This is a genomic window from Pantoea sp. Morm (genome assembly GCF_016643525.1).
Taxonomy (GTDB): domain Bacteria; phylum Pseudomonadota; class Gammaproteobacteria; order Enterobacterales; family Enterobacteriaceae; genus Pantoea; species Pantoea dispersa.
Window position 1 is genome coordinate 1 of the sequence record NZ_VOQX01000028.1, and the last position, 19,029, is coordinate 19,029.

The 19,029-nt window shown below is 58.4% G+C and carries 19 protein-coding genes; 14 read left to right on the plus strand and 5 right to left on the minus strand.

Annotated features, from left to right (window positions below):
• Positions 1-1,182: TIGR04028 family ABC transporter substrate-binding protein (locus FT726_RS11870; RefSeq protein ID WP_346302831.1), on the minus strand; the 1,182-nt coding region annotated here is incomplete at its 3' end.
• 418 nt (positions 1,183-1,600) lie between these two features.
• Here FT726_RS11870 and FT726_RS11875 point away from each other — a divergent pair.
• From FT726_RS11875 to FT726_RS11910, 8 genes are all read left to right on the plus strand, one after another.
• Positions 1,601-2,596 (plus strand): MsnO8 family LLM class oxidoreductase, encoded by a 996-nt coding sequence (locus tag FT726_RS11875; protein WP_288421598.1) that lies wholly within the window; start codon positions 1,601-1,603, stop codon positions 2,594-2,596.
• 12 nt (positions 2,597-2,608) lie between these two features.
• Positions 2,609-3,745 carry an amidohydrolase gene (locus FT726_RS11880; RefSeq protein WP_346302832.1) on the plus strand — a complete coding sequence of 379 codons (1,137 nt, stop codon included), beginning with the start codon at positions 2,609-2,611 and terminating at the stop codon, positions 3,743-3,745.
• Between the two features lie 79 nt (positions 3,746-3,824).
• Entirely contained in the window at positions 3,825-5,138 is a 1,314-nt protein-coding gene (locus tag FT726_RS11885) for an LLM class flavin-dependent oxidoreductase (RefSeq protein ID WP_058770232.1), read from the plus strand.
• A gap of 17 nt (positions 5,139-5,155) precedes the next feature.
• Entirely contained in the window at positions 5,156-6,088 is a 933-nt protein-coding gene (locus tag FT726_RS11890) for an ABC transporter substrate-binding protein (RefSeq protein WP_288421607.1), read from the plus strand.
• Between the two features lie 9 nt (positions 6,089-6,097).
• On the plus strand, positions 6,098-6,610 hold the full coding sequence (locus FT726_RS11895; protein ID WP_021509059.1) for a GNAT family N-acetyltransferase: 513 nt from the start codon (positions 6,098-6,100) through the stop codon (positions 6,608-6,610).
• An 11-nt stretch (positions 6,611-6,621) separates the two neighbouring features.
• Positions 6,622-7,548 (plus strand): amino acid ABC transporter permease, encoded by a 927-nt coding sequence (locus FT726_RS11900; protein WP_288421613.1) that lies wholly within the window; start codon positions 6,622-6,624, stop codon positions 7,546-7,548.
• Positions 7,532-8,326 carry an amino acid ABC transporter ATP-binding protein gene (locus FT726_RS11905; protein ID WP_021509061.1) on the plus strand — a complete coding sequence of 265 codons (795 nt, stop codon included), beginning with the start codon at positions 7,532-7,534 and terminating at the stop codon, positions 8,324-8,326. Before FT726_RS11900 ends, FT726_RS11905 begins: the two co-directional genes overlap by 17 nt.
• On the plus strand, positions 8,326-9,237 hold the full coding sequence (locus FT726_RS11910) for an ABC transporter substrate-binding protein (protein WP_346302833.1): 912 nt from the start codon (positions 8,326-8,328) through the stop codon (positions 9,235-9,237). The genes FT726_RS11905 and FT726_RS11910 overlap by 1 nt, the downstream gene beginning before the upstream one ends.
• Before the next feature lie 117 nt (positions 9,238-9,354).
• Here FT726_RS11910 and FT726_RS11915 read toward each other — a convergent pair whose 3' ends face one another.
• Positions 9,355-10,713 (minus strand): bifunctional diguanylate cyclase/phosphodiesterase, encoded by a 1,359-nt coding sequence (locus tag FT726_RS11915; protein WP_021509063.1) that lies wholly within the window; start codon positions 10,711-10,713, stop codon positions 9,355-9,357.
• Positions 10,714-11,085: 372 nt separating this feature from the next.
• On the opposite strand from FT726_RS11915, the gene FT726_RS11920 reads away from it, so the two are divergent.
• The 4 genes from FT726_RS11920 (at position 11,086) to FT726_RS11935 (ending at position 15,247) form a co-directional block, all read left to right on the plus strand.
• The gene (locus FT726_RS11920; RefSeq protein WP_010618047.1) at positions 11,086-11,646 is read left to right on the plus strand and encodes a non-canonical purine NTP pyrophosphatase; all 561 of its coding nucleotides are present in this window, start codon (positions 11,086-11,088) and stop codon (positions 11,644-11,646) included.
• Complete coding sequence (locus FT726_RS11925) at positions 11,643-12,437, plus strand: SIR2 family protein (RefSeq protein ID WP_010618046.1); 795 nt, start codon at positions 11,643-11,645, stop codon at positions 12,435-12,437. Before FT726_RS11920 ends, FT726_RS11925 begins: the two co-directional genes overlap by 4 nt.
• Positions 12,438-12,513: 76 nt before the next feature.
• Entirely contained in the window at positions 12,514-12,843 is a 330-nt protein-coding gene (locus tag FT726_RS11930) for a YebG family protein (RefSeq protein ID WP_058775925.1), read from the plus strand.
• A 463-nt stretch (positions 12,844-13,306) separates the two neighbouring features.
• Positions 13,307-15,247, plus strand: coding sequence for a methyl-accepting chemotaxis protein (locus FT726_RS11935; protein ID WP_021509066.1), 1,941 nt, complete (start codon positions 13,307-13,309; stop codon positions 15,245-15,247).
• A gap of 72 nt (positions 15,248-15,319) precedes the next feature.
• Here FT726_RS11935 and cybB read toward each other — a convergent pair whose 3' ends face one another.
• Together cybB and FT726_RS11945 are read right to left on the minus strand one after the other, a co-directional pair.
• A complete protein-coding gene (gene cybB, locus FT726_RS11940) occupies positions 15,320-15,859 on the minus strand; it encodes a cytochrome b561 (RefSeq protein WP_031280003.1) in 540 nt (179 codons plus the stop codon).
• A gap of 87 nt (positions 15,860-15,946) precedes the next feature.
• A complete protein-coding gene (locus FT726_RS11945) occupies positions 15,947-16,435 on the minus strand; it encodes a MarR family winged helix-turn-helix transcriptional regulator (protein WP_288421621.1) in 489 nt (162 codons plus the stop codon).
• Between the two features lie 110 nt (positions 16,436-16,545).
• Between FT726_RS11945 and FT726_RS11950 the strand changes: the two genes are divergently transcribed.
• Both FT726_RS11950 and FT726_RS11955 read left to right on the plus strand, forming a co-directional pair.
• Positions 16,546-17,694, plus strand: coding sequence for an MFS transporter (locus tag FT726_RS11950; RefSeq protein ID WP_346302834.1), 1,149 nt, complete (start codon positions 16,546-16,548; stop codon positions 17,692-17,694).
• 80 nt (positions 17,695-17,774) lie between these two features.
• Positions 17,775-18,203 (plus strand): NUDIX hydrolase, encoded by a 429-nt coding sequence (locus FT726_RS11955; protein ID WP_193751883.1) that lies wholly within the window; start codon positions 17,775-17,777, stop codon positions 18,201-18,203.
• Here FT726_RS11955 and FT726_RS11960 read toward each other — a convergent pair.
• Positions 18,200-18,946 carry an SDR family oxidoreductase gene (locus tag FT726_RS11960; RefSeq protein WP_288421624.1) on the minus strand — a complete coding sequence of 249 codons (747 nt, stop codon included), beginning with the start codon at positions 18,944-18,946 and terminating at the stop codon, positions 18,200-18,202. The genes FT726_RS11955 and FT726_RS11960 overlap by 4 nt on opposite strands.
• Positions 18,947-19,029 lie beyond the last annotated feature (83 nt).

A 19,029-nucleotide genomic window follows, 5' to 3' on the forward strand; every position in this document is an offset into this window, starting at 1 on the left:
CACCAGCTGCAGCACTTCTTTGTTCTGCGGCTGTGGCAGCGATTCATACACGGTCAGAGCCAGCTTTTGCCCCGCCTTGGCGCGGATGCCGTCGCTGCCGGGCTGCCAGCCAGCCTCGTCAAGCAGTTGCCTGGCGCGGGCGGGATCGTATTTCAGTTTGTCCGCGAGGTTGACATACCCGGCGGCCGAGGCGGCGATCACCGAGGTGGCCTGCGGATAGTTAGGTGAAAACAGGGTTTGCACCACCTGCTGCGCGTTGGTCGCATGCAACAGCGCCTGACGTACGCGCAGATCGCTGACCAGCGGGTTGTCCGGGCGGAAGCTGATGCTGTCGTTGACGCCACGCGTCGGCGCTGCGTAAACCGGGAACGCCTGCTGCTGTGCCTGTTTTTCGTCATACGCCTGCACCTGGCGAATAAAATCGGCCTGACCGGCCAGCAGTGCGCCGATGCGCACGCTATCTTCCGGTGTGACGATAAATTTGATGCCAGCCAGATTCGCCGGTCCCTGCTGGGTGCTGTTTTTCGGTCCCCACTGGTAATCTTTGCGCGCGGTTAAATCCACTTCCCGCCCGAGCTTTTCATCGCTGACCACAAACGGCCCGGAGCCAATAATATGGCGCGCATCGCCGAGCTGGTCGAAACTACGTTGCAGCGTGCTGAGCGAAACCAGCCCGGAGCCAATGGTTGCCGTGCCCTGTAAAAATCCAGGTGAGGGCTGTTTGAAATAAAACTTCACCGTCTGGGGATCAATCACTTCGCTGCGTTCGTAATTATTAATCACTTCAGACACCGGCAGGCGCTGGGCTTTATTACCGAGTCCGTAAGTATCAAAGTTTTTCGCCACGGCATTCGCATCCAGCGGCGTGCCATCGGAAAAAGTGACGCCAGGGCGAATTTTAAAGGTGTATTCCGTTTTATCCGCGTTGCTGCTCCAGCTTTCGGCAATCCACGGTTCCACCTGCAGCGTTTTCGGATTTTGCCACGTCAGTTTGTCGGTGATCTGATTGAGAATGCCGCCGTTGGGATAAAAACCCCCGGCCGGCGGATAAAGATTGGTATGTGCCTGCTGTTCCAGATAAATCAGCGTGCCGCCTTTGACCGGCGTCTCCGCCGCGTGGGCGCTAAATATCCCTGTCAGCAGGGCTAAGCTCAGCGCCCGCAAGTGAAAATGCGTCTTCATGATGATTTCCTTTGTTATCAAGTGCCCGGTGGGCTGAAATCATCATCAAATGTGCAACCCGTGAGTTGAACCAATGAATTGCACTAAGCTTTTGCGAAAATAACAAAAGCGGAGAATTAATTTTATGCCGCAATTACCGGGTTGTTTTCCTGGCTCGATAAAAATTGTTTTTTCTCAACCTGAAAACCTGCACTGAGGTTATTGCTGCTGCGGATCATTACCGACTCGCGTAATGTTAATCCGACAGAAAGCGAAATCCGCTTTACGAAAAATCAGGCTTTCACCAGCAAGTATTATGACTATTTCTCATTTCCTGAATCGCTTTGCCGATTTAGTTGTTTTACGAAATATAAATCTCCCCGCCACACTAAGCGCCATATTCATCGCAACCCTATTCATCGAAATAAGGAACAGGCGCATGTCATACCGACTGAGTTTGCTCGACAAATCACCGATTGCAGCAGGTGAGAGCGCCACGCAGGCCCTGCATCGCACACTGCAGCTGGCTCAGCGCGCGGAAGCCTGGGGTTATCACCGCTTCTGGCTGGCGGAACACCACAACAGCGACCAGCTGGCGAGTCCTTCGCCGGAATTGTTGATTGCCTGGATCATTGGCCAGACCCGGCATATCCGCGTGGGTTCCGGCGGCGTGATGTTGCAGCACTACAGCCCTTATAAAGTGGCGGAAAACTTCAACCTGCTGGCTGCGCTGGCACCTGGACGTATCGACCTGGGCGTGGGTAAAGCGCCCGGCGGACTGCCGCTTTCTACCCGCGCGCTGCAACTGGGGGTGCGCCAGCAGGAGAAAGGCAGCTTTGCCGAACAGCTGGCGCTGCTGGATAGCTGGCTCAGTGTGCCGCCGGTGGGGGATGAGGAGATCCTGCGCGCCACGCCGCAGCCGCCGCGTCCGGCCAATCGCTTTCTGCTCGGAGCCAGCGAAGCGAGCGCCCGACTGGCGGCAGAGCTCGGCTGGCAGCTGGTGTTCGCCGCACACCACAACGGCGATCCGCAACTGATGGCGCAGGTGCTGAACAGCTATCGCCAGCACAGTCAGGGTCAGCGTGCGCTGGTGGCGGTACAGGTAGTGGTGGCGGATTCGCCGGCAGAAGCTGACCTGCTGGTCGACACACTGCGCATTTATCACGTCAGCGTGACGGGCGGACAGAGCGTTAACGTCGGCAGCATTGAACAGGCTGAGCGCTATGTGCGTCAGGGCGGCTTCAGTGACTACGTGATTGAGCCACGCACGCCGTCGCTGCTGAAAGGGACCGCGGCACAGGTGCACGCGCAGCTTGATGCGCTGCACCAGCGCTACGACATTGAAGAGTTTGTTATTGATACGCCGGTGGCGGAGGAGCAGGCGCGGGTGAAATCCCTCGAACTGCTGGCGACGCATCGTCTGGTTAGCGCCTGACCGGGAGGTCCTGTGACGATAGTAAGCGAACAGCAGCTGATTGACTGGCGGCGCGAGCTGCACAGCTGGCCGGAACTCTCCGGTCATGAAGTGGAAACCAGCGCGCGGCTGCGCCGCTGGCTGCAGCAGGCTGACGTGCGCCTGCTGGATTATCCGCTGCACACCGGCGTGGTGGCGGAAGTGGGTCAGGGCGCGCCTCTGATCGCCCTGCGTGCCGATATTGATGCATTACCGATCCATGAAGCCACCGGGCTGCCTTTTCGTTCACGGCAAGCCGGCGTCATGCACGCCTGCGGTCATGATGTGCACAGTGCGGTGATACTGGGTGCCACGCTGCAGCTGAAAACACGGGAAGCTCAGCTACCGGGGCGGGTGCGCATCCTGTTCCAGCCGGCGGAAGAGATTGCCCAGGGCGCGCGCCAGTTCATCGACGCGGGGGTGCTGGATCAGGTACAGGCGATTTTTGGCATGCACAACGAACCGGGTTTGCCCACGGGCACCTTTGCCACGCGCAGCGGTGCGTTTTATGCCAACGCCGATAAATTTGTGGTGCGCGTGCACAGCACCCGCACGGACGTAAACAGCATCCTGGTCGCCAGCCAGATTATTCAGGCGCTGCAATCCCTCACCAGCCGCAGCTTTAATACGCTGGACAGTCTGGTGCTGAGCGTCACGCGTATTGATGCACACAGGCACGACGGTCAGCAGACGGCTGAAGCGGAATTTGGCGGCACGGTGCGCACGCACGATAAACAGGTGCGCGCGCAGCTGGAGCAGCGTGCGCGCGAGGTGGTGGTCAATATCGCCGCCGGCAGCGGTGCCACGGCCACCTTTAGCTGGCATCCGGGGCCGCCGGTACTGGAGAACGACGCCCACTGGGCACAGTTTGCCAGTCAGGTGGCGCAGCAGGTGGGTTATCAGGTGCAACAGGCTGAGCTGCACCTTGGCGGTGAAGATTTCGCTTATTACCTGCAGCAGCTCCCGGGCGCGTTTGTCAGCATTGGCAGCGCCAGTGAATTTGGCCTGCATCACGGTGGCTTCAACCCCGATGAAGCGCTGATCGCCCCGGCGGCACACTACTTCAGTCAGCTGGCGCAACAGGCATTGCAGCAGCTAAACGCGCGATGTCGCGACGCCATCCTTAACTGATTTCCTTCCATTTCTGGCAGCGCTGTACGGCGATAAGGCTATCGCCGGCAGGCTGCGCCATGAGCAAAGAGAGACGATTATGACTGCAAGACAACTGCGCCTCGGCACCATTCTGCACGGCGCATCCGGCAACATGTCCGCCTGGCGTCATCCGGCGGCGCAGGCGGATGCCAGCATCAGTTTTGATTACGCCCGCCGTATCGCCCGTAAAGCCGAGGCTGGCAAACTGGATTTCCTGTTTGTCGCCGATGGCCTGTTCATTAATGAAAAATCGATCCCGCACTTTCTTAACCGCTTCGAACCGCTGACGCTGCTGTCGGCGCTGGCCGGCGTCACCGAGCATCTCGGCCTGGTCGGTACGGTGTCCACCTCCTACAGTGAGCCGTTCACCGTCGCCCGCCAGTTCGCCAGTCTAGACCATCTCAGCGGCGGGCGCGCGGGCTGGAATGTGGTGACATCGCCGCTGGAGGGCTCGGCAAAAAACTTTTCGCGTCAGCAGCATCCCGAGCATGCGCTGCGCTACCGCATCGCCGACGAGTACCTGCAGGTGGTGAAAGGGTTGTGGGATTCCTGGGAAGAGGGTGCGTTTGTGCGCAATAAAGCCAGCGGTCAGTTCTATGCGCCTGACAAACTGCACACGCTGAATCATCACGGTGATTTTTTCCAGGTACAGGGGCCGCTGAACATTGAGCGCACGCCGCAGGGCCGGCCGATTATCTTTCAGGCGGGCGCCTCGGAAGATGGCCGCAAGCTGGCGGCGCGTCATGCCGATGCCATCTTCACCCATCAGCCAACGCGCGAAGAGGCGCAGGCGTTCTACCGGGATGTGAAGCAGCAGCTGGTGGCGAACGGGCGTGAGCCGGGCGATCTGCACATTTTCCAGGGCGTCAGTGTGATCGTGGGGGAGGATGACGCAGACGTCGAGCGCCAGTACCAGACCACCGCGGCGCTGGTCTCGATTGAGGATGCACTCAACTACCTTGGTCGCTTCTTTGACCATCACGACTTCTCGCAGTATCCGCTCGACCAGCCTTTCCCGGACATTGGCGATATTGGCCAGAATAGCTTTCGTAGCACCACCGACGAAATCAAACGCAAAGCGCGTGAACACGGCCATACGCTGCGCCAGGCGGCGCTGGAAGCCGCGACGCCGCGTCCGCTGTTTCACGGTACGCCACAGCAGGTAGCGGATGGTCTGCAGCTGTGGTTCGAAACCGAAGCCACTGACGGTTTCATTATTCAGGGCGGCACGCCGGACACCTTCGAGCGTTTTGTTGATCAGGTGATTCCGGTTCTCCAGGCGCGCGGCCTGACGCGTCGCGAATACCCGGGCAGCACGCTGCGCGCCAGCTTTGGTCTGAAACAACCGCTCAACCAGTTCACACCACAATAACGATGAGAAAACACGCTATGCAGAAAAAATCCCTGATTGTGCTGCTGTTAATCAGCCTGAGCAGTGCGGCACTGGCCGAGGACGTGGCCGTCAATGGTCAGCAGGTGAGTCTTGCCGCCAATAAAACGCCCATCAACACGCCAGAGAATCCTGCCGCCGTGGCGCAAATTCCGGCGGGCCACAAATTTGCCGTGCCGGGATCGTTCACCGTGGCGGTGGCGGCACTCAACTCGCCGCCGCTCACGGTATTCAGCGACGACAATAAAACGCTGCTGGGCAGTGAGGTGGATATTGCGCGTCTGGTGGCCGACAGCCTCGGGCTGAAGCTCAACATCGTGCCCACCTCGTGGGAGGACTGGCCGCTGGGCGTGGCATCGGGCAAATATGACGCGGCGATCACCAACGTGACGGTGACCAAAGATCGTAAACAGCGTTTTGATTTTGCCACCTACCGCAAAGATTCGCTGGGCTTCTATGTGAAAACCAGCAGCCCGATTACCTCGCTGAGCAAGGCAGAAGATATCGCCGGCCTGCGCATTATCGTCGGCTCCGGCACCAATCAGGAGGCCATCCTGCTGGCCTGGGATAAAGAGAATCAGGCAAAGGGACTGAAGCCTTTCACACCGGTTTATACCAAAGATGACGCTGCGCAGACGCTGGCGTTACAGGCCGGGCGCGCCGACGCTTACTTCGGCCCTAACGTGATTGGCGCATGGAAAGCGGCGCTGACCAAAAAGACCCGGCTGGTGGGTAGCGTGGACGGCGGCTGGCCGAAGGCGGCGCACATCGCGGTGACAGTGAAGAAAGACAACGGGCTGGTGCAGCCAATTAACACCGCACTCAATGGCGTGATCAAAAACGGTGACTACGACAAGGTGCTGAACCGCTGGGGTGAAGGCGTGGAGCGTCTGGATCGTTCCGAGATCAATCCGCCCGGACTGGGCGATTAAGGAGGAGGCATGAGCCAGCAATTTTTCCGCGAAGTGTCACCGGAAGCGCCGGAGCTGCAGCCGATTCTTGACGGTCTGTTTGGTGAATATGCAGCACGCTACGGCGATTTCTTCAGGAAACACAATGAAGTTGAGCTGACCGAGTGGTATCTGCCGCCGCGCGGGCTGTTCATCGTGCTGGAGCGCGACGGTGAGATCATCGCCATGGGCGCCTATAAACCGTGGGATGCTACCACCGCCGAACTGAAGCGCATCTGGACGCGGCGTGACCTGCGCCGTCAGGGACTGGCACTGCTGATCCTGCAGGAGCTGGAGCGCCGGGCGCTGCGCGCAGGCTATCAGCGCGTGTTTCTCACCACCGGTTTCCGTCAGCCGGAAGCGGTACAGCTGTATATCGGTCACGGCTATCAGCCGCAGTTTGAGCTGCGCGAAGATATGGAGATTTACGGCCAGCCGCCGCACGATGGCCGGCTGCGTTTTCTCAAAGTGATTGATGTGCACAACGTGGCGCAGGCCAGCTAAGGAGAGCCACCATGAGTAAGCAACAACCTTTGACCGTGGTGCCCGCACGCTATCCGGCGCGTACCGTCGGTGCCATCATCGCGCTGTTTATCCTTGCGGCGGTGATCGATTCCGTGGCTTTTAATCCGCGCTGGGAGTGGAGCGTGTTTGCCCGCTGGTTTTTCGATCCGGTGATTCTTAATGGCCTGAGACAAACGCTACTGCTGACGCTGTGCGGCACGCTGCTGAGCCTGATATTCGGCGGCCTGCTGGCCCTGGCGCGGCTCTCGTCATCGTGGCTGCTGAGCACGCTGGCGTTTGGCTATATCTGGCTGTTTCGCTCGCTGCCGCTGATTGTGGTGCTGATCATTCTGTATAACTTCTCGTACCTGTACGACACGCTGTCGTTCGGTATTCCGTTCACCGCCCTGTCGTGGGGGCACTTCCAGACCATCAACGTGCTCGGCCAGTTCCCGGCGGCGGTGATTGGCCTGACGCTGGTGCAGAGCGCGTATAGCGCGGAGATTATTCGCGGCGGATTTCTCGGCGTCGATCACGGCCAGTTTGAAGCCGCTTCGGCGCTGGGATTATCGTCGTCGCGTCGCACGTTTCGCATCATTCTGCCGCAGGCATTGCGCGCGATTATTCCCACCACCTTTAATGAGATCATCAGCCTCGCCAAGGGCACCTCAATGGTGTATGTGCTGGCGATGCCCGAGCTGTTTTACACCATCCAGATGATCTACAACCGCACCCAGCAGGTGATCCCGCTGCTGATGGTCGGGGCCGCCTGGTATCTGATCATCACCACCGTACTGTCGCTGCTGCAGCACAGCGTCGAGCGCTGGCTGGCACGCAGCGTCACGCGTGAACCGCAACCTTCGCGCTGGCGCCAGTGGCGCAACCGCAGCGCGAACCCTGCCGTCAACGAGGAGCTGTCTCATGTCCGAAGCCATTGATTACCGCTATCTGCATACCACCGGCGCCATCAGTATTACCGGCGTCAGCAAGACGTTTGGCCGGCATAAAGCGCTGGATGAGGTGTCGCTTGAGCTGGCTCCCGGTTCGGTGACGGTGATTCTCGGGCCGTCCGGTTCTGGCAAATCGACGCTGCTGCGCACCATCAATCATCTGGAGCGCGTGGATGAAGGCTTTATTCAGATCGATGGCGATTACATCGGCTATCAGCGGCGCGGCGATAAACTCTATGAGCTGAAAGAGAAGGCGATTTTGCGGCAGCGCATCAACGTCGGCTATGTGTTCCAGAACTTCAATCTGTTTCCGCACCTGACGGTGCTGGAAAATCTGATTGAAGCGCCGATTGCCCATCGTCAGCTGTCGCGCCGGGCAGCGATCGATCGCGCCGGTGAGCTGCTGGATGTGGTCGGCCTGCGGCACAAAGCCGATGCCTGGCCGCGGCATCTCTCTGGCGGTCAGCAGCAGCGCATTGCGATTGCGCGTGCGCTGATGCTTAACCCGCGCGTGATGCTGTTTGATGAGCCGACTTCGGCGCTCGACCCGGAACTGGTGGGCGAAGTGCTGGATGTGATTAAAAAACTGGCGCGATCCGGCACCACGCTGGTGATTGTCACGCACGAGATCGGCTTTGCGCGCGAAGTGGCGGATAACGTGGTGTTTATGGTTGACGGGCGCGTGGTTGAGCAGGGCAGCAGCCAGCAGGTGCTAAATCAGCCGCGTCATGAGCGCACCAAACGTTTCCTCGCCAGGGTGCTGTAATGAAGCCGGTGATTATACTCGCGCTGACGGGTGCGGTGCTGGCGGCACCCGCGACAGGTGCGCAACAGCTGGACGCCAGTCACAACGAAACGCCGATCACCATGGCGGCCAATCCGCAGGCGATCGCGAAGATCCCCGCCGGATTTCAATTTGTTCAACCCGGCTATTTAACCGTCGCCACCTCAGCCAATAATTCACCGCCAATTGGCCTCTGGGCGTCCGATAATAAAACGCTGATCGGCAGCGACCCGGACATTGCGCGCCTGCTGGCCGACAGCCTCGGTCTGAAACTCAGGCTGGTGCCGGCGGCGTGGGAGGACTGGCCGCTGGGCATCACGGCAGGGCGCTATGATGTGGCGATGTTTAATATCGCGGTGACCGAGGAGCGCAAGCAGAAGTTTGATTTCGCCACCTATCGCGCGGATAACCACGCCTTCGCGGTGAAAGCGGACAGTAAAATCAGCGCAATTCGTCGCCGGGAAGACGTGGCCGGCAAACGGATTATCGTGGGCTCCGGCACCAATCAGGAGCGAATCTTACTGAGCTGGGATGAGAAGAATCGGGCGCAGGGCCTGGCCCCGGTGCAGCCGATTTATCTCAACGATGATGCCTCCGCCACGCTGGCGCTGCTCTCTGGCCGGGCCGATGCGTCATTCGGCCCGCAGGCCATGGCGGCGTGGAAAGTGGCTTCGCGCGGGCAAACCAAAATTGTCGGGCACGGACCGTTTCGCGCCTGGGTGGCGGTCACCACGAAGAAGGGCAATGGCCTGGACGTCGCGCTGCAGCAGGCGATCAACGGCGCTATTGCTGGCGGCCAGTATCACCAGGTGCTGGCAAGATGGGGTGAAGAGGGCGAGGCAGTGGAGATTTCGCAGGTTAATCCGCCTGGGATTGTTTATCAGGAGAATTAGGGCGGGGTGGTCAGGCGTGCGGTGTGGTCACCATAAATGGCGACCCTACAGCTCGCTCGGGCTTTCGTAGAGTGCGCATTGCTGCGCACTGGCTTAAAAAATGAAGGCTCGCCCGGTTTATCCTGCTTTTTTTATCCACTGCAATGCTTCGGCGGCGGGCAGCGGGCGGGCAAAATGGTAGCCCTGGAATAAATGGCAGCCCTTATTGCGCAGGTGCTCGAAATACTCCTCGCTCTCAATGCCTTCCGCCAGAACGTTCAGCCCCATCGCGCGCGACAGCTCAATGGTCTTTTGCACCACAATCGCCGCCGATTCGTTTTCAAAAATGTGCATGATCAGGGATTTATCAATCTTAATATCATCAATAGCGAAATCACTCAGCGACTTAAGCGAAGAGTAGCCGACGCCGAAATCGTCGATCGCCCATTTGATCCCTAACTGGCTGAAGTGGTTAATGACATCCCCAATGCGCTGCTGATCGTAAATAAAGGTGGTCTCGGTAATTTCAAACTTCAGCCGCTCGGGACGGATTTTGTAATGCGACAGCGTCAGCAGCGTGTCATGGGTGAAGTCGCGGTGCATCAACTGCAGCGGGCTGATATTGATGGAAAACACCAGCGGGGGCAGCCGCAGCACGCGATCCCACTCAACGATTTGTTGCAGCATGCGCTCCAGCACCCACTTGCCAATATCGATAATCAGCCCGCTTTTTTCGGCTACCGGAATAAACACTTCCGGTGAGATAAAGCCTTTCTCCGGGTGCTTCCAGCGCAGCAGCGCTTCAAAACCGATGAGATTTTTGTCGCCATCGACCTGCGGCTGATAATAGAGCTCCAGCTGCTGGCGCTCGATGGCGGACGCGAGCTCGCGCTTGATAAGATCGGTGGCGGAATAATTACCGCCATAGGTGAACACGGTCGACAGCAGTGCCGTCACCGGCACCGCACAATTGAAAACGGTAAAAACGGCTTCCTGCGGAATATTCAGATGGAAACGATTATTTTCCCAGATCAGACCGGTGGTGACAAAAAACAGATAACACAGCAGGCACAGCAGCGGAAATATTTTACTCAGATAAAAGGATTGCTGGCGCAACACCAGTGCCGAACCGATGATCAAGGCCACCAGATAGTTATATTCTGAACGCTTGCCGGCAGCGTGATGATTATCCACCAGCAACAGCACGATGATGGTAAATAATAACGCATGGGTAATGATCGCCAGATGCCGCTCCAGCCGGTCGCTGAAGGCGCCGATGATGATGTAGCCCCCCAGCGCTATACTGGCGATATACAGACAGCCAATGTCATGATGACCGCGACTGAAATTCAGTGTTGCCATAAAGATACCGGCCACGATACTGGCGACGCCGGCAATCAGCAGCGTCAGGCGTAGCTTTTTTTCCGGGCTATCACCCTGCAGAATGAAGGGCAGATTACGGATGCGCGACCAGGCTGAACTCAACAAAGGGTTCATAAACGGTTCCGGGTTTTATTGTCATGACGCGTGAAGGTGTAAACGCCACATAATATATTTAAGCGAGACGACTGTCATAATTGTTTTCAGATTATTTGCGCGTTAAGCGCGGGTTTTTATATTTGACATAAGCGGCGTCAAATAGCGCTATTAACGCATTCAGGCGCAATATTTAACGCCACCAGCGATAAGCGATGCGCTATACCGGCGAAGGCGCGCGCAGCGCGACCCGATTGTTCCTCGCCAGTGACGTCGCCGCAGAGTAGAATGACCACGCGGCGCGGCGACAGCGTGCCGGACAATAACAGCCGGAACCGCAGCCGGATACGCGTCACCAGGTTGGACTAACCCACTTTCAACATACTGATTGCAATGAAAATTCGTTTCTTATCTGCTAATGAACTCAAGCTGGCCGAGGTGCGTACCATCCTTGAGCCGGTGGGTGTCGAAGTGGTGCCCATTGCGCGCCGTATTGAAGAGATTCAGACCGAAAATGAGGTGGAGCTGGTTCGTGACAAATTGACTAAAGCCTTTTCAATCATTGGCCGCCCGCTGTTTGTCGAGCATACCGGCCTATATCTGGATGGGCTCAATGGCCTGCCCGCCGGTCTGACGCGCATTTTCTGGAGCCGGCTGAACGCGGAACGCTTTACCAAACTGGTGAACGGCCTGGACAGCCCGGGCGTGACCGCCAAAACCGTCCTCGGCTACTGTGACGGGCGCAAAATGTACCAGTTTGAAGGCCAGCTGCGCGGCACCATTGCCCGGGAGCCGGCGGGGCCACGCGAATTTCAGTGGGACTGCGTCTTTATCCCGGAAGGGCACACCCAGACATTCGCTGAAATGGGCGAACTGAAAAACGAAATCTCGATGCGCCGCCTGGCGCTGGATCGCTTTGCCACCTTTCTGAAAACTTCGCGGGGGCTGGCATGAAACCGGAACTCAAACGCGCTTACGATGCCGGCAAACTGATTCTGTTCGCCGGTGCGGGCATCTCACGCAATCTCGGACTGCCGGAGTGGCACGAGCTGATTGCACATCTGGCTAATGAGCTGGGCTACGATCCGAAAATCTTCAATACCTACGGCACCCATTTGTCGCTGGCGGAATATTACAAACAGCGCAAAGGCTCGCTCGGCCCGCTGCGCAGCTGGATGGATCGCGAGTGGCACCGTCCGGATATCGACGTGCGCAGCTCTGAAATCCACACCATGATCACCCAGGGCAATTTCTCGCGCATCTATACCACCAATTACGACCGCTGGCTGGAGATGGCGCATGAAGCGCACAACGTGCCGTACAGCAAGGTCGCTAATGCCGCCGATCTGGTGTCGCTGACTGAAGATAAGCGCCATATTATTAAACTTCATGGCGATTTTGACGATGATACCTCCATCGTGCTGGATGAGAGCAGCTACTTCGAGCGGCTCTATTTTGACTCGCCGCTGGATATCAAACTGACCCATGATGTTATGGGTAACTCCGTGCTGTTTGTTGGCTACAGCATCAGCGATTTCAATATCCGCCTGCTGTTTTATCGCCTGACCAAGATGTGGGGCCGCACCGGGCTGGCGACCGCACGGCCTAAATCCTACCTGTTCACCAACCGTAATAATCCGGTGGCGAAAGAGGTACTGGGGCAGTGGGGCATTGAGATGATCGTGTCTGAAGAGGACGATCCGCGCAAAGCGCTGGCAACCTTCCTCGAAGAGCTGCTGGCTTAAACGGCGAGCAGAAACCGTTGGCGAAAAAAAGCTGAATGAAATATACTGTATATAAACACAGTAAATGAGGTGCATCATGGCAGTCGAAACCAAATATGTTGTGGTCAGAAAGGGTGAAGAGAAGATGACGTTTGCCAATAAAAAAGACGCAGATGCATGGGACAAGATGCTCGATATGGCCGACGCGTTCACCGACTGGCTGCAGCAACATCAGCCAGCGATGGATGAGGCCCAGGCCGAAGCGCTGGGTATGCTGCTGGCCGAACAGAAAGACGCGGTGCAACACATTCTGCGCACCAGCAAACTGCCGGACGCGGTGAAAGACAGCGGCGAAACCGCTGCTGACGACAGCGATACGGCTGCGCCGGAAAAAGAGAAGAAGGTGCGTGCGGTCAAAGCCGCCTGAGGAACAGCGCGTTCGCTTTGCACTGCTGCTGAATCCGGGCCAGCCTCTGCGCTGGCCTGGGAACCGTGCTAACGATCAGTGCGTGAAAAGAGAGAAGGTGCCTGAGTAGTAACTGACCATCCACGCCACATACACCAGCCAGACCACCATTAACCCTGCCAGACTCAATTTACCTGCCATGTTGCATTCCTCTTGTTATGCGGCGCGTTGCGCCCGTACGCAATAACCTGACAGCACAACGAAGTGGCGATCTTGCGCCAGATCAAATTCCCTCTTTTTTACTGCATCGTCTTAGCGTTTTTAATGGCGACCCGACGCCACAACAGCGGTTGATGGTTTTCTGATCGGACCTGCCAGGCCATCAAGTTCCCGGATTGTGCGCCGATAGAGTGATTACAGGGATGCAGGTGCACAGGGCGTGATTCTTTTTCAGTAATAAAGTGTCAACACCAGGAGCGCCGACATGGCCACAACCGTATCTAATAAGAAAAAAATGAGCACCCGCACACAAATGCTGCTGACGGGCGCCTTAACCATCACCCTCGGCTTCGCCGTGACTATCGGCGTGCTCAGCTGGCAGTCCAGCAATGAGCAAAAATCGCTGGCGGAAAGTTACTTACAGCAGATTGCGCAGAGTCAGGCGCTGCAAATCCAGCAGGAGCTGAGTTACGCACGCGATGTCGCTCACAACCTTGGCCACAGTCTGATTGCCCTGCCGGCTGCCGGCGTGCAGGACCGCAAAGTGGCCGATAAGCTGCTGGTCTCTGCACTGCGTGATAATCCGGACTATCTCTCTATTTCGGTCATCTTCGAAGAAAACGCGTTTGACGGACGCGATGCTGAGTTTGCCTCTCAGGCTGGCGCGGCACCTAAAGGACGTTACGCCTATTTCGTCGATCGCGACCAGGGCGGCAATTTTGCCCTGCATCCGCTGACCTCAATCTTTACGCCAGGCCAGGGCGATTACTATCTGCTGCCGCAGAAAAGCCAGAAAGATACGCTGATCGAACCTTATAGCTATGCCTATAACGGTGTGCCAACGCTGCTGACCTCGGTGGCCGCGCCAATTATCAGCCAGGGCAAACTGTGGGGCGTGGTGACGTCCGATATCTCACTGGCGTCACTGCAGGAAAAAGTGAACAGCATCAAACCGTGGGAAGGCAGCGGTTACGCCATGCTGCTCTCAAGCGCGGGCAATGTGGTGTCTTATCCGGACAAAAGCCAGACCAGCAAAGCCTGGAAGGGCGACACACATAATTTCAGCAGCACGGTTACCGAACAGCATGACGCTATTCTGGGCGAGGATGCGCTGGTAGCCTGGCGGCCGGTGGTGATCGGTAACAGCGATCAGAAATGGTATCTCGGCGTGGTGGCCCCGGTGAGCAAGGTGATGGAAGCGGCGCACCGTCAGCTGATTAACGCGGTGATTTTAATGGTGATCAGCATCCTGGTGGTGTGCGCACTGCTTGGGCTGGTATTTAGTCGCAAAGTACTGAAGCCGATTGGCGGTGAGCCACTGACCGCAGCCACCATTGCGCTGGCGGTGGCCGATGGCAAACTGGATAACGCTATCCCGCTGAAAGCGCGCGACAGCAGCAGTCTGTTCTTCGCCTTGCACACCATGCAAAACCAGCTGCGCGAGATTGTCGGGCAGATTCAGGATGCCAGCGCGTCGGTGCGCCAGGGCGCAGGTGAAATCGCCAGCGGCAACCTCAACCTCGCGTCACGTACCGAAGAGCAGGCGGCCGCGCTGGAACAAACTGCCGCCAGCATGGAGCAGATTACCGCGACGGTGAAACACAACGCTGCTAACGCGCATCAGGCGACGACGCTGACCGATAACGCCACGCACATCGCCAGCCGCGGTGAGTCACTGGTGGGCCAGGTAGTGCAGACCATGGCGCAAATCGACGACAGCGCGAAGAAAATCGGCGACATCACCGCCATTATCAACAGCATCGCCTTCCAGACCAACATTCTGGCGCTCAACGCCGCGGTTGAAGCGGCGCGCGCCGGGGAACAGGGACGCGGTTTTGCCGTGGTGGCGTCGGAAGTGCGTAATCTGGCACAGCGCAGCGCCAATGCGGTGAAGGATATCGCTGCGCTGATTGAAGAGTCCGGCCAGCGCGTCGGCAGCGGTGTGCAGCTGGTGCAGGATGCCGGTAAAACCATGCAGGAGATGACGCAGGCGGTGAACTCGGTGCGCACCATTATCGGCGAGATTGTTACCGCGTCAGACGAGCAGGCGCGCGGCATCAGCCAGGTAACGATCGCGGTGAACGAGATGGATGGCACCACCCAGCAGAACGCCGCGCTGGTCCAGCAGATGTCAGCCGCCGCCAGTTCGCTGGAAGACCAGGCGGCACAGCTGGCGCATACCGTGGGACGTTTTCACCTCAGTTAAGGTCGGTGACCAGTCGCCGGCACACGGCGTAAATCAGGACGGTCGCCACATCAGGCGACCGTCTTATTCCTTTCATCCGTTTCGCCGTGACGGCATCATGCGCAGCAACGTATTGTCTTTAATCAGATAATGATGCACCAGCGCGGCCGCCGCGTGCAGACCAATCAGCCAGTAGCCGTATGGCGCGAGGGTTTCGTGCCAGTCGCTCAGCATATCGGCAAAGTCGGGATCCGGGCTGGCGCTGACCGGCATCGGAATCGCGAAAATCCACCAGTTACGGCCCATGTAAAAGCGCGAAAGGATGCCGAGAATCGGCAGCACGATAAAGAACAGATAGATCGCCAGATGCATCAGATGCGCCAGTCCGGTTTGCCAGTGTGGCGGCTGGGGTTCGATTTTCGGGCTGCGATGGCGAAAACGCAGCACAATGCGTGACAGCATCAGCAACAACACACAACTGCCGGCGCTGAAATGTCCAACGATCATGGTGTAACCTTGCCAGGATCCGCGCGTGAATAAGCCGCGAAACTCCATGGTGCAGTAAGCGGTGGCCACCAGTACCAGCGTCAGCCAGTGAATAAAGATTTGCGCAGGGGCATATTTGTTACGCATAGCCAGTCCGAAAATAAGCGGTGTGGGATGCTTAACATAGCGAAAAACGCGCTGAATTAATTCATTTTTTGCCACATCCCGTCCGGCTTACTGTTCGGCTGTGTGCAACAGCTGACGCAGCAGGGCGGCAAGCTGCTGCTGCTGCCGATCGTCCAGCGTGGCCAGCAGCGCGTTCTGCGTTTGCGTATGCACCTGCAGCGCCTGATCAATCTTCGCCAGCCCGGCCGGCGTCAGCATCACTAGCGTGCTGCGCTTATCATCGGCATCGGCAACACGCGCAATCAAGCCCTCTTCTTCCAGCCGGTTAAGCCGGTTGGTCATGGCACCGGAGGTGACCAGCAGCGATTTGTAGAGCTGCGTGGGCGACAGGCGGTAAGGTGCGCCGGCACGCCGCAGCGTCGCCAGCACATCAAATTCGCCGTCGCGAAAACCAAAGGGCGCCAGCGCCTCAGCGCGCTTTTTCGCCAGAAGCTTCATCAGGCGCAGCATACGGCCAAAAATCGCCATGGAAGAAGCGTCCAGCTCCGGCATGGCGCTGGCCCATTGCGCAACGACAAAATCTACGTGGTCAGTCATGTTAATTCTCATCAGTTCACGGCGGGCAATGTGTCGCTTTGTGCGCACCCGCTATCGTTCTTCCGCAAACTATCTTAACGTTAAGATAATTTGGTGTATGGAGATAGAATGTGAATCGTACCTTACCTGCTATTGGCATGTTTGCTTTACTGGTTTTTGTGGTGGCGCTGAATTTGCGTCCGGTGATGGCGGCCATCGGACCGCTGTTCCTGCAACTGCAGCACGATGCAGGTCTCAGTGCCACGCAGCTGAGCCTGCTGACGACGCTGCCGGTCATTATGATGGGGCTGGCGGCGCTGGCCGGACCGCTGCTGCTGCGCAGGCTGGGTGAAGCGCGCGGCATTACCGCTGGCCTGATAGTACTGGTGTTCGCGGGTGGCGCGCGTGGCGTCGATCACAGCGCCGCCATGCTAACCGCCAGCGCGCTGCTGGCCGGCTGCGGCATCGGGCTGATCCAGGCGCTGATGCCCGCGCTCATCAAACGTCACTTCGCCTCGCGTGCCGGTACGCTAATGGCACTGTTCACCACCGGTATTATGGCCGGAGCCGCAGTGGCCGCTGCCAGCGCCGCGCCGCTCGCCAGCCATGCCGGACTGACGATCGCCCTGATGCTGCCGTCGCTACCGGCGCTGATCGCATTGATTCTGTGGCTGCGCCTGCAGCCTGTGACCACGAGAGTAAACACGCCACCGGCCGGCGGCGTACAACGCACGCCCCGCGCCTGGCTGTTGATGCTGTTTTTTGGCATCGGCACCGGTGCTTACACGCTGGTGCTGGCGTGGCTGCCGCCATTTTACATGCAACACGGCTGGCTGCCGGCGCAGAGCGGCTACGTGCTGGGCGCATTAACCCTGACCGAAGTCGCCGCCGGATTTATGCTCTCCGCGCTGATTCATCGCTGCCGCGATCGCCGCTGGCCGCTGCTGGTGGTGCTGGCTTCTATCCTGCTGGGGCTGATCGCACTGCTGTGGCTGGGCGGCGAACGCGCCTGGTTGCCGACGCTGCTGCTGGGATTGGGGATCGGTGCGCTGTTTCCGCTATCGCTGATCGTCACGCTTGATCATGCCCGTACGCCAGAAGAAGCCACTGCGCTGCTGTCTTTCGTGCAGGGCGGCGGCTATATGCTGGCCGCACTGATGCCGCTGATGGCCGGCATTGTGCGCGATCGCGCGGCATCACTCGACAGCGCGTGGCAGATCATGGCGGCGGGCGTGCTGCTACTGATGCTGATGGCGCTGCGACTCAAACCCCAGCGATAACGGCAGGAAACCATTGTCAGGCGGGGTGCGCTGATTTATAAACCGTGCAGAGTGAGAGGATCGATAAATCAGGAGCAATGATGTCCCCGCAGGTCGGTGTTGGCGTATTAATTTTCCGCGATGGCAAGCTGTTGCTCGGCCAGCGTAAAGGCAGCCACGGTGCCGGTGACTGGTCGGCGCCGGGCGGCCATCTGGAGTTTGGTGAATCACCGGAAGCCTGTGCACGGCGGGAAGTGCTGGAGGAGACCGGTCTACAGCTGCACAGCGTACACAACGGTGCCTTCGTCAGCGATGTGTTTCCGGCGGTCAACCGCCACTATATTACGCTGCTGATGGTAGCGCCGGACGCCAGCGGTGAGCCGCAGCTGCGGGAACCGGATAAGTGCACAGGCTGGCACTGGTTCGCGCCTGAGGCGCTACCTGAACCGTTGTTTGCCCCGCTGCAAAGCTGGCTGGCGCGCGACGGTCTGGCGGCACTGCAGGCGCTGGCCCAGCGTAAAGATCGCTAACCGTATTGCTTCATCGAGGCTTCGGCATCTTCTCCGGCCGGGATGCGCATCGGTGCGGCGGGATCGGTCGCGGCACGCCACACGGCAGCGGCAACGTCCTGTGCTTTAGTGGTTGGCTGGGGCTGCTGCATGCCGGCGATGATGCCATCAAACATCGGCTGGTAAGGCTCAAGCAAGGTGTTTTCCATGCGCGGCCGGGCGTTTTTGCCGAAGTCGGTGGTGGGTGCCAGCCCGGGTAATACCAGTCTCACCTGAACATTAAAGGGCTGCAGTTCCAGCGCCAGCGACTCGGTAAAGGCGTTGACGGCCGCTTTGCTGCCGGTATAAACCGCCAGCAGCGGCAGGGATTTCAGCGTCACCGTCGAGGTCACATTGATCACCATGCCACTGTTTTTCGCACGGAACTGCGGGATGACCGCCTGCGTCATGGCGATGGTGCCCAGCGTGTTGGTTTCGAACACTTCCCGCACCGAGGACATTGGCGCGCCTTCCAGCGAAGTTAATAAACCGATGCCGGCATTGTTGACCAGCACATCAATCTCTCCTGCTTCAGCCAGCGTTTGCCTGATGCTGGCGGCATCGGCGACATCCAATGGCAGCAGGCGCAGATGGGCGGATTCAGGGAACAGTTCGGCGCGCGGGGTGCGCATGGTGGCGATGACTTTCCAGCCGCGCTCCAGAAACCAGAGCGCGGTAGCATGACCAAAACCAGAAGAGCAGCCGGTGATTAAAATGGTTTTCATGGTTCACTCCTGCATTGTGTTGGGTAAGAGCTCACTATAGAGTGCCACTACCGGACTCACTACAACGTACAGTCCTGGTTTCA